Annotated in this window: 8 protein-coding genes and 1 pseudogene; 3 read left to right on the plus strand and 6 right to left on the minus strand. The window is 67.4% G+C overall.

Annotation, left to right across the window (positions count from 1 at the left end):
- Positions 1-127 precede the first annotated feature (127 nt).
- Genes NBRGI_RS18035 through NBRGI_RS18055 form a run of 5 tightly spaced genes read right to left on the minus strand, consistent with a single transcriptional unit; the run spans position 128 to position 7,203 of the window.
- Positions 128-2,923, minus strand: a complete 2,796-nt coding sequence (locus NBRGI_RS18035) for a DUF5682 family protein (RefSeq protein ID WP_036559706.1) — start codon at positions 2,921-2,923, stop codon at positions 128-130.
- Complete coding sequence (locus tag NBRGI_RS18040) at positions 2,920-4,038, minus strand: ATP-binding protein (RefSeq protein WP_029897772.1); 1,119 nt, start codon at positions 4,036-4,038, stop codon at positions 2,920-2,922. The genes NBRGI_RS18035 and NBRGI_RS18040 overlap by 4 nt, the downstream gene beginning before the upstream one ends.
- 14 nt (positions 4,039-4,052) lie before the next feature.
- Positions 4,053-5,378, minus strand: coding sequence for a vWA domain-containing protein (locus NBRGI_RS18045; protein WP_029897773.1), 1,326 nt, complete (start codon positions 5,376-5,378; stop codon positions 4,053-4,055).
- Entirely contained in the window at positions 5,375-6,751 is a 1,377-nt protein-coding gene (locus tag NBRGI_RS18050) for a hypothetical protein (RefSeq protein ID WP_029897775.1), read from the minus strand. Before NBRGI_RS18050 ends, NBRGI_RS18045 begins: the two co-directional genes overlap by 4 nt.
- Complete coding sequence (locus NBRGI_RS18055) at positions 6,751-7,203, minus strand: hypothetical protein (protein WP_235211001.1); 453 nt, start codon at positions 7,201-7,203, stop codon at positions 6,751-6,753. The genes NBRGI_RS18050 and NBRGI_RS18055 overlap by 1 nt, the downstream gene beginning before the upstream one ends.
- A 365-nt stretch (positions 7,204-7,568) precedes the next feature.
- On the opposite strand from NBRGI_RS18055, the gene NBRGI_RS48155 reads away from it, so the two are divergent.
- From NBRGI_RS48155 to NBRGI_RS18070, 3 genes are read left to right on the plus strand one after another with little or no spacing between them, the layout of a single operon-like run.
- Positions 7,569-7,949 carry a hypothetical protein gene (locus tag NBRGI_RS48155; protein ID WP_029897779.1) on the plus strand — a complete coding sequence of 127 codons (381 nt, stop codon included), beginning with the start codon at positions 7,569-7,571 and terminating at the stop codon, positions 7,947-7,949.
- Positions 7,950-7,996: 47 nt separating this feature from the next.
- On the plus strand, positions 7,997-9,034 hold the full coding sequence (locus NBRGI_RS18065) for an alpha/beta hydrolase (RefSeq protein WP_158439891.1): 1,038 nt from the start codon (positions 7,997-7,999) through the stop codon (positions 9,032-9,034).
- Positions 9,035-9,094: 60 nt separating this feature from the next.
- Positions 9,095-9,997, plus strand: coding sequence for a D-alanyl-D-alanine carboxypeptidase family protein (locus tag NBRGI_RS18070; protein WP_029897783.1), 903 nt, complete (start codon positions 9,095-9,097; stop codon positions 9,995-9,997).
- Between the two features lie 16 nt (positions 9,998-10,013).
- On the opposite strand, the pseudogene NBRGI_RS50100 reads toward NBRGI_RS18070, so the two are convergent.
- Positions 10,014-10,152, minus strand: a pseudogene (locus NBRGI_RS50100) (TVP38/TMEM64 family protein); the annotation flags it as partial.

Raw genomic sequence — 10,152 nt, forward strand, 5'->3', positions numbered from 1 at the left:
CTACGGAAACGCAACGCGTGCTGGTCTCTAGCGCCTGGATGCCGTTCCCGCACCCCTTCTGCCTTCATGCACCCGCTGTGGCGTGCGGCAGCAGGTGGGGGAAGGCAGAAGGGTGCGTCTTCTGGGGTCAGGTCGGGGTGGGCTGGCCGAGTTGGGCGGCCAGGGCCGTGGCGGTGGTGGGGAATCGGTGGAGTAGGTCGGCTACTTCGGGGTTGCCCGCTGGTTGGGCTTCCTGCCAGGCGCCTTCGATGCCGAGCAGAGCGGATAGGGCGTCGCAGGTGGTGGGGTGGGTGGCGAGTAGGTCGTTGACGGGGCCTTGGGGGGACGGTGTCAGTGGTGTTGGGATGGAGGGGGATTCGAGGGACCAAGGTGCGGTGAAGGCGTCTACGGCCGGGAGGGTGCCGGGGAAGGTGCGGCCTGCTTCGCGGACCAGGCCGGGGATCAGGTCGCCTGCTTGATCTTTCAGGGTGGTGATGAGCTTCGGCAGCCAAGGCAGCAGTACCCCATCGGGGAGTGTGCCGAAGGCTTTCGACAGAAGTTCCACCACAAAGGGTTTCAGGGCAGGCGCGGGATCGATGGCTTGGACGAAGCCGCTGACGTACTGCGGAACGGACGGCAGCATCAGCGGATTGGCCAGCATGTCGTCGCACCGGGAACGCAACTCGCCCATGGTGAGCAGGCCGAGTTGGAACCGCGCCGCCCACAGGAGGGCTACCTTGGCCGGCGCTTCCGGATGTGACTGCAGGACCGCCAGTTCCAGTTGGGTGTGGTCGCAACCCAGGGACAGGGCCAGGTTTTCCATCCCGAACAGGAAGCCCAGCATCGCCGCCACTTGGGCCGGGCCGGTTTCCTCGGCGGCAAAGGCGGTGGGCAGCAAGGTGCAGTAGTGGGCGTAGCCGGCGGTCACGAAGCGCTCGCACCAGGCGGGCAGGCCGCCTTCGGTGGAGCGGAAGTAGTTGAGCAGCACGCGGATACGGCGAAGCACGAGCGGTGCGTCGTCTACGGTTCGTTCTGCGGCGAGCAGTTCGACCGCCCGGTTGCCCAACTCGTCGGCGAGGCGCACCGAGCCGAGGTACACCAGCGCGTCCTCGACCGCGGCGAGTGCGATCGCGGCGGTCGCGTCCGGTGCGGTGACCGCCCGGCGCAGGCGCTGCTCCAGCACCTGCTCCACGGTGACGCCCTCGTAACCGAGTTCGACCAGCGAGCGCTGGTATTTGCCGAGCCCGATATCCCAGCTCTCTTGAATCGAGGTCGTGCCGAGCCCGCGCGAACCCATAATGGGCCGCAGCGCATCGTGCGGCAGCAACCTGCGCAGCAACCACAGCAGGTCCGAGCAGGCCCGCAGGTCCGGTGTCGTCTTCAGATCCAGCAGCGCGCGTTGCAGCGTTCGTTTGGACAGGTCCAGTCCGAGCGGTTCCAGCCGGTCGAGTACGTCGCGGGCCAGGGGCGGCAGCGCCGCGTAGCCGACCTGGCCGATGCGGTCACCGCCGAGCAGGATCTCGCACAGTCGTCGCACATCGCGGCGTCCCGGTACCCGGTCCTTCTCGATGCAGGTGACGGCCGCGTCCTGGAAGTCGTACGGTGTCGGCCGCGCTCGATTACGCAAGCCTGCCAACAGGATCGAGGTCTCGAAGACGGCGATGGCGTCGGCGGTGCTGGCCAGATAGCCGTTGCGGCGGGCGAGCCGCACGATATCGACCGACCATTCCAGGAGTTCGGCCTCGTCCAGCCGATCGAGTACCGGCGGTCGCGACAGAAACCCGGAAAGCTGATCCGCCACTTCGGTTTCGGCCGCAGCGGGCAGCAGTGCCTTCTTGGCGCGCTTCTTCGTGCCCGGCTGGCCGTCCAGTTGGAACGACTGCAACGCCCCGCGCCGCAAACCCTTCGCCCAGGTGGCCGCCGCGATCGACACGGCGCCGCCGGCCAGCCCGAACTGCGCCTCGATGGCGGAATGGCTGGACGGAATCAGCCCGTAGTGCCACGTGGTGGCCGAGCGCGGCGAGATCTCGAACGAGGTCGCTGGTGCGGCCAGCCCGAACTCCTCGACCGGGCTGGCCGCATGGGCCGCGCCGCACACGTGCAGCGCCTGACTCGGGTCGATGTCGTTGGCGGCCAGGTGTTCCCGCATGCGCGTCCACATGTGTCGCTCGCGGTTCTCGTCCTCGGCCGTGCTGCCGCGGCGCAACCGCCGGAACAGGCTGCCGATCATGACCATGACCTGGCGGTAGGTGTCGTAGTCGGCGTCCGCGAGGGGCTGCTCGACGTACTGGTCCCACCACTCGGACCAGTGCCTGACCTTGCCGTGGTGCAGCAGGTGTGCTTCCAGCTCGGCGAAACGTGGCCGCAGATCGCCGATTTCGATGCCGACCGCCGAGCCGTGCAGGCCGTCTTCTTCGGGTTGCTCGCCCTCGGCCGGTGCCGGCTCGTCGTCGGGCGCCCACTGGAAGACGTGATCGGTGGATCGGTCCACCAGCACCAGTTCGACGCCCGGCGTTTCGAGTGCGTAAGCGATGGCCTGATATTCGGCCGACGATTCGGTGATCGGCGCGACCACCGACAGCGGCGCCCATTCCGCCGGGAAACCCGCGGTGTCGGTGGCGAAAGCCTGCAATGCCACCGGCAGCCGGCAATTACGCAGCTCGTCCAGCAGTGGTCGCAGGTCCTCGCACAGTTCCAGATAGATGACACGGGGCTGCTTTTCGCGCAGCCGCCGCACCATGGCCAGGGCCGATGCGGGAGAGTGGTGGCAGACCGGGAAGATCTCCAGCCGCTCGGCCAGCGCCCGGTCGACATCATCGATCATGCCCGCCAGGATGTCGCCCGCCGCACCTGGCGCGCCGGCGAAGGCAACGGCGGCGTCGGCAAGCTGGTCCCGCAGTGCGGCAAAGGTATTCGGCGCGGGGCGGATGCCGGAGGCGGTCACGAGAGCCTCGCGATCGCCGCCCGGCCGCCTTCCAGGAACTCGCCCCAGGCCGCGTTCCCCTTCTTGTCCTTGCTGCGCGGTTCGACCACGCCGTGCAGGTACTTGTTCAGAATGGCGAGGTCCTCGGGCGTGCGCCGAGCCAGCGAGCCGACGAGCGAGCCGGCCAGGGTCTCGGCGCGCAGTTCCTTCGCTCCGAAGAACTGGCTGTGCAGGATGGCGTCTTCGAGCACGCCGATCTGCTCGGCGGTGGACAGCGCCGACTCCAGCTTGTCGTCGTCGCTGGTGGCGGCGGCCGCGGCGGCGCGCAGATCGGCGAAGCTCTCCAGCAGGATGTCCAGCAGCGTGGGCGGCAGATCCAGTTCGATGGAGTGCCGGCGCAGCAGTTCCGTGGTGCGGAAGCGCACGATCTCCGCCTCGCTCTTCTTGTTGGACACCACCGGAATTCGCACGAAGTTGAAGCGGCGCTTGAGCGCCGACGAGAGGTCGTTCACGCCGCGGTCGCGGCTGTTGGCCGTGGCGATGATCGAGAAGCCCGGCTGCGCGAACACCACATTGTCGTCGTCGAGTTCGGGAATCGCGACGTACTTCTCCGACAGGATGGAGATCAGCGCATCCTGCACATCACTGGTGGAGCGGGTGAGTTCCTCGAAGCGGCCGATCACCCCCTGCTCCATGGCGGTCATGATCGGGGACGGGATCATCGATTCCCGCGACTGCCCCTTGGCGATGACCATGGAGATGTTCCACGAGTACTTGATGTGGTCCTCGGTGGTGCCTGCGGTGCCCTGCACCACCAGGGTGGAATTGCGGCTGATGGCGGCGGCCAGCAACTCCGCCAGCCAGCTCTTGCCGGTACCCGGATCGCCGATGAGCAGCAGGCCCCGGTCCGAGGCCAGGGTGACGATGCTGCGCTCGACGAAACTGCGGTCGCCGAACCACTTCTGGGCCACCTCGCGGTCCAGTCCGTCGGCGCGTTCGGATCCGAGAATGAACAGCCGCACCATCTTCGGGCTCAACCGCCACGCGAACGGCTTGGGGCCATCATCGATGGACTCCAGCCAATCCAGTTCCTCGGCGTACTTGACCTCGGCGGGGGCGCGCAAAACGTCGTTCATGATGGCTGGGTCTCCTAGTCGAGAAAGTTCTTGAGTTCGTGCACGAGCTTCTGGATGCGTCCGGAAATCACCGGGGTGCCGAGGTTTTTGAATCGTTCGCGGAACCACGGGTTGACGCTCTGATGACCCGAGCTGTTCACCGAGCCGACGGGGATGAGCTTCACCCCGCTGCGATGGACCGCCTCCATCGATTCGAACAGCGGCTGTGAGCGGTCGAACTCGTAGAAGTCCGAGATCCATACCAGCACGGTATTTTTCGGGTCGGTGATCTTCGGTTCGGCCATCGCCATGGCGACCGGACCGTCGTTGCCGCCGCCGAGATTGGTGCGCAGCAGCACCTCGAACGGATCGTGCACCCACGGGGTGAGATCCAAGGCGCGCGTGTCGTAGGCGATGAGATGCACATCAACCTTCGGCAGGCCCGCGAAGATCGACGCCAGAATGGTGCAGTTCACCATGGAGTCGACCATGGAGCCGGACTGGTCCACCACCACGATCATGCGGGCGGGGACGGTGCGCTTGGCGGTCTGGCGGTAGTAGAGCCGGTCGACGTAAAGGCGCTCGTCCTGCGGATTCCAGTTGGGCAGGTTCTTCCAGATCGTCCGGTCCACGTCGAGGTTGCGCAGGATGCGCTTGGGCGCGACCGTGCGGTCCACGGTGCCTACGCTGGTCTGCTGCACCTGGGTGCGCAGCACTTCGGCGACCTCGTCGATGTAGCGGCGGATCAGGCGTTTGGCATTGGCCAGTGCGACGCCGGACAGATTGTGCTTGTCGCGCAACAGCTGTTCGATCAGCGACATGCTCGGTGTGAGCTGCGCGGCCAGGTGCGGGTCGGCCAGCACCTCGCGCAACCGCATGCGCGACACCAGTTCGCCCTCCAGACCGGTGAGTACCCCGTGCACAGCGCCCGCCTGCTCCTCACCCAGGCAGCGGCGTAGCCAACCGGCATCGGACTGCCAGCCCGCCAGCTGTGTGGCACTCACCTGTCCGGACCCGGTGGCGAAGACGTTCAGCAGGAGTTTGGAAACCAGTGCCGCTGTACGGACGTCGGCTGCGCCGATGGGCGATGGATCGTCGGATCCGGCCGAATCCGCCGTCGAGTCGTCCTCGGCGGTGGCGAAGTCGAGGCGTTCGAACTCCGTCTTCATGTCCGGATAGCGTTGCACCACATTGTCGATGGAGATACCGGGGTCGAGCACCGCCAGCGGCAGTCCCAGATCGTCGACGATGCCCGCGCTCGCCTGTTCGAGCGTCGGCTGTTGCTCGCCGCTGAAGACACCGGCCAGCAAGCGCCAATACAGGATCTGGCGCCGGGTCTCATGATTAGGTTCACTGGTCATCGGCGCAGCAGCCGTCCCGCGCGCTCGCGCAACACCGCGACGGCATCGCCGGATTTGGCCTGTGCCTTGGCGATTTTCGGGTCCGTCGGGCCGAGTGCCCAATCACCGTTGTGAAAGGCGGTGAGCGCGCTCTTGACCTTGCGTCGAATCGCCAACGGCCGCACCGACCAGCCGTCGGCGTCCCAGCGCAGCAGGCCGATCATGGTGCTGGAGCCGGTGACGCCCGCCGACGTGAGTGGCCCCGCGGACGGCAGCGCGTCCAGTTCGACCCGAATCCGCTGATCACCCAATTCCATTGCACCGTCGCGGAATCGGTAACCCTCGAACAGGACCGGTTCGGCGATGTGTACCGGATCGCGATCCAGCGGTGCGACGGCCGGGGCGTGCGCCTGTGGCAACTGCACGGCGGCGGTGGCGAACGGATCGGCGGCGGCACCGGCCTTCGCGCAGTCGTCGTCCCATAGCAGGTCGCCGGTCGCGGTCAGGGGCATGTCGGTGAGCTCCAACGCGCGCTGTTCGGCGAGCGCGGTGCACAACTGCGTGTGCGCACTCAGCAGCTGCCAAACCGCCGGTCCCACAATGGTGTCCACCTTGGCCGCGGCCACCGAGGCCCGCACTCGGCGCGCGGGTGCACCGGTGAGTTCCAGCACGCCGTGCAACTGGATCTGCACCGCGGTGCCGTGCTCGTGCACGTCGACGCCCAAAGGCAGCAAGCGTCCCGAAACCATCTCGGTCACAGTGGATTCCGCACCGCGCCGAGACAACAGCAGTGAGCGCGTCCACAGATCGGCCCACCGCCGCGCGGGTATCCGGTCCATGGTGGCGATCGGCGCGGACGCGGCCAGCTCCGCGGTGAACCCGTCCAGCAGTGTCGCCAGTCGCCGCAGCGTGGGCTCGGCGAGCAGCGCCGCCACCGTGTGGTCCGCGGCCGCCACCAAATCGTGGTCCACGCCGCGCCATCCGGCGATCGCCAGTTCACCGAGCCAGGCGCGCGAACCCGCCGCGAGCGGGTTCGCTGCGGCCGCATCGGCCGCATCGGTCCACTCGAAACGGTTGCGGCCCAGTGCCTTATCGGCCTGATCGAGGAGGGCATCGTGCACCGCGCCGAGCAGGGCGGCACGGGCGGCGGCGAGCGCCGTCAGCTCATCTGGGCCCAGTGCTCCCGTGTTCACTTCGGCCACCGCCGCGGCTACTGCCTCGGCGAGCGGCGAACCCGCCACTGCGGCGGCGAGCGCCGTCAGGGCCGCGCTCTGCGGCTCGGAAACCCGAGCGAAGCCGTTGACCAGCGCGGTATCGAAACCACGCACCGCGTCCATGGCGGCCGCGACGCCGGCGGGGGCCTCCGTCAGGGCCGCGAGTTGTACCGGCTGCATCAGCGACCCACCCCCGCGGGGAACCAGTGCAACTCCGGAATCGGCGTCGTGCTGCCCGGCAGCTCGAGATAGGTCAGGTGCCGCAGGAATCTGCTGAACACCGCGGCCGCCGGGGCCGGATCGCGAGTCCCGTTGAGGCAGTTGACCAGTCGCGCGCCTTCCGGGACTTCCACGCGCAGGAAGCGGGCCACCCGATCTTGTCCGTATTGGAGCACCGCTTCATCGATGAGCGAGTCCAGATGCTTGCAGGTCCACCCCTGGTTCAACCCGCCGCACGGCCGGTTGTTGTTGGTGCTGCAGCTCAGCCCGTGCGTCCCCGCGGTCACCGAGGCCACGTACACCCGTGAAATGTCGGAACCGCTCGACACCACGCCCTGCAGGCGTCCGTCGGCCAGCTCCACGAACGGCACCTTGTTGAGCTTGCGCGGTGCGACAGCGGGCAGAACCCGCACGACAGAAGCGTTTTCCCAAGCCGGTTCCTCCGGCGTGGCACTCGGATTCGAGGCCATCGTTCTCCCTCCCGGTCGATCACGATGCGCTCAAGGTATGTGACGGCACCGACAAGTACCGCACCGGCTGCCGGAGCACGGCCCGGGAGCAGGCCAGTCGGTGCGTGTAATAGCCGCGGCGCCTGCGGATTTCGCCTGCGCGGCCTTGGCGAGCAGGCGGCTGAGCTGACGTTGCTCCGCCGCGCTGAGGTGGTCGGTGCCGGCGTCTCGGCCTCCGTGCCCGGCGCTCGACGAGTTGAGCGGCGGATGGCCGGAATCGCAATACTCGTGTCCTGGTGCCACTGCCGTCCCCGGTGGACTCTGGCGATATGAAGAAACTGGTTGGACCGCTGTCCACGGCGCTCGGCGTAACCCGGATCCTGCTCGGCCTCGGGTACATGTTCAATCCGAAACTGCTCAATATCGCCACTTTCGGCCCGGACGGCGATACCCCGGAATTGCGTATCACCAACAAAATGCTCGGCGTCCGGGAAATCATCATGGGATCGGTGACGGTGTCGGCGGCCAGGTCGGGCTCACCTGTGCTGTCGAAGAGCCTGCTGGCCGGCGCGGTCGCGGACGCGTGGGACGCCTTCGGTGCCCTGACCACCTCGGGCGCATCCCGGCAGGCGAAGCTCTCGGTCGGTTTCGTGGCGCTGACCGCCTCGGCGCTGGAGGCAACCGCAGGCTCTTTGGCCGCCAAGCGGTAAATCCGGCGACCTTCGACGTATCGAGGAACGGCATCCGAATGGAATACGTGAACGAGCACGTGGGCGCCTGTTGCGCGGCTCCGGTGTCACAGCGGACGCATACGGCGAGTCTGCGTCTGAAATTCGTGCACCTGCTGTTACGGGCGACTCTGCGGGTGATCGAGGATCTCGCGCTGTGGGCGAACCGCCGGGGATGGCTGACTCCGGTCGAAATCGCCTATAGGGCAAGCCGTCTCGACCGTCTGGCGGCGAGGTTGCCGCTGCCGAAGGGCGTCGGGGTGCGCGGTGTCGATCTCGATACCTGCCCGGCCGAGTGGATTTGGGACGAATCGACCGGCCCGGACCCCCTCGACCGGGGTGCCGCCATCCTGTACTTCCACGGCGGCGGCCTGGTTACGGGTGGCTTGAACACCCATCGCAGGATGGTTGCGCGGATCGCCTGCGACGCCGGCGTTCCCGTATTCAACGTCGCGTATCGGCAACTGCCGCAGGCGCATGTCACCGAGACGATCGAGGACTGCGTCGACGCCTACCGCCATCTGCTGGGTCTGGGGCTGCCGGGTGACCGGATCGTGTTGGCGGGCGACTCGGTTGGGGCAGGACTGGCCTTCTCGGTCGGACTGGCTGTTCGTGACCGGCAGCTCCCCATGCCACAGGCTATCGTCGCGCTCTCGCCGTGGGCCGACTTCGATTCGGCCCGCCGTCGCGACCATGCCAACGAGCGTCGCGAGCCGCACACCCCCGACGCCATGTACGCCCTCCTGGTGGATTGGGGACTGCGCCACGAGGGTCGGCTCGATCCCGCCTGGTCGCCGGTCAATCACGATTTCTCCGGTATGCCACCGGCGCTCATCCACGTGGGCACCACGGAGGTGCTGCTGTCCGACGCGGAGGAACTCGTCAAGAAATGTTCGGCGTCGAACGTCGCTGTGCAACTGGAACTCTGGGAGAGCGGGATCCATGTCCTGCCGCTCGCCGCGCCCCTCGTGCCCGAGTCGCGCGAAGCCATCGGCAAGATCGGTCGTTTTATTCGCGAGGCCCTCGACGAAACTCGCACCGAACGGTCGTTGCCGTTATCCGGGTGACTCGCGCAGCGCCGCGTCGAAATACCGCTGGTCGATGCCGGGTAAAGGCAGAATGCGGCCATGCGAATATTTGCCCGATTGTTGCAAGCGGTAGTCGCCGGCGTGCTGCTCGTGGCAGTCGGACTGGGCGTCGCGGCCGCTCCCGCGCAGAGCCAGTTGCCCTGGACCACTCCGGCGCCGGACGGCGTGCAGGCGGCGGGCGCCGCGTTGGCCGACGGACTCACCGGCACGGTGCTGTGGTCGCGCGAGCTGCACACCCGGCTGCCGATAGCCAGTATCGCGAAGGTGATGACGGCGCTGGTGGTGGCAGAGACCGGCGATCTGGACCGGGCGGTCACCGTGCCGTCGGAGAGCATCGCCTACTGCGTCCGGCATGACGGGAGCACCGCGGGCTTGAGCCCCGGGGAGGTGCTCACCGCGCGCCAGTTGCTCTACGCGCTGATGCTGCCGTCGGGCTGCGACGCCGCCTACACCCTCGCCGAAGCGTTCGGGCCGGGCCAGGGCGGCTTCCTCGCCCGAATGAACGGCTTGGCGGGTCGAATGGGCTTGGCGGGTACGTATTTCGCCGACCCGAGTGGATTGCCGACGCCGACGGACCACTCCACCTATTCGACCCCGGCGGACCTGATCGCCCTGGGTTTGCGCGCGACCCGTCAACCGGTGCTGCGCGAGATCGCCGCCACGCCCGATTATCACCTCCCCGCAGGGCCCGGCAATCGTGAGCATCTCTGGCACACGACGAACTTGCTGTTGGGCGACTATCCCGGGGCCTCCGGCATCAAAACCGGCTACACCGACGCTGCGGGAACCTGTCTGCTGTTCCATACGGTCCGGGCGGGGATACCGCTGATCGGCGTGGTCCTGCACAGTTCTCCGTACGGTGCCGTCGCCGCCAAGCAGGACGCCGAGCGCATCCTGGATTGGGTCTATCACCCCATTTTCAGCGTGCTTCCGATCGGCTAGCGGCCGGTCAGCGCTATCAGGGTTCGTGCGTATCGTCCTGTGCGGGTACGGATTTCCGGACTCGACCGTGGTACCGCCAAGCGCGGAAGCCGCGGTGCGCGGCGAAAGCGCCGAGGACGGCCACTATGCACCACACCGCAATCGCGGTGTAGGCC

The organism is Nocardia brasiliensis IFM 10847, from assembly GCF_000710915.1.
Taxonomy (GTDB): Bacteria; Actinomycetota; Actinomycetes; order Mycobacteriales; family Mycobacteriaceae; genus Nocardia; species Nocardia brasiliensis_A.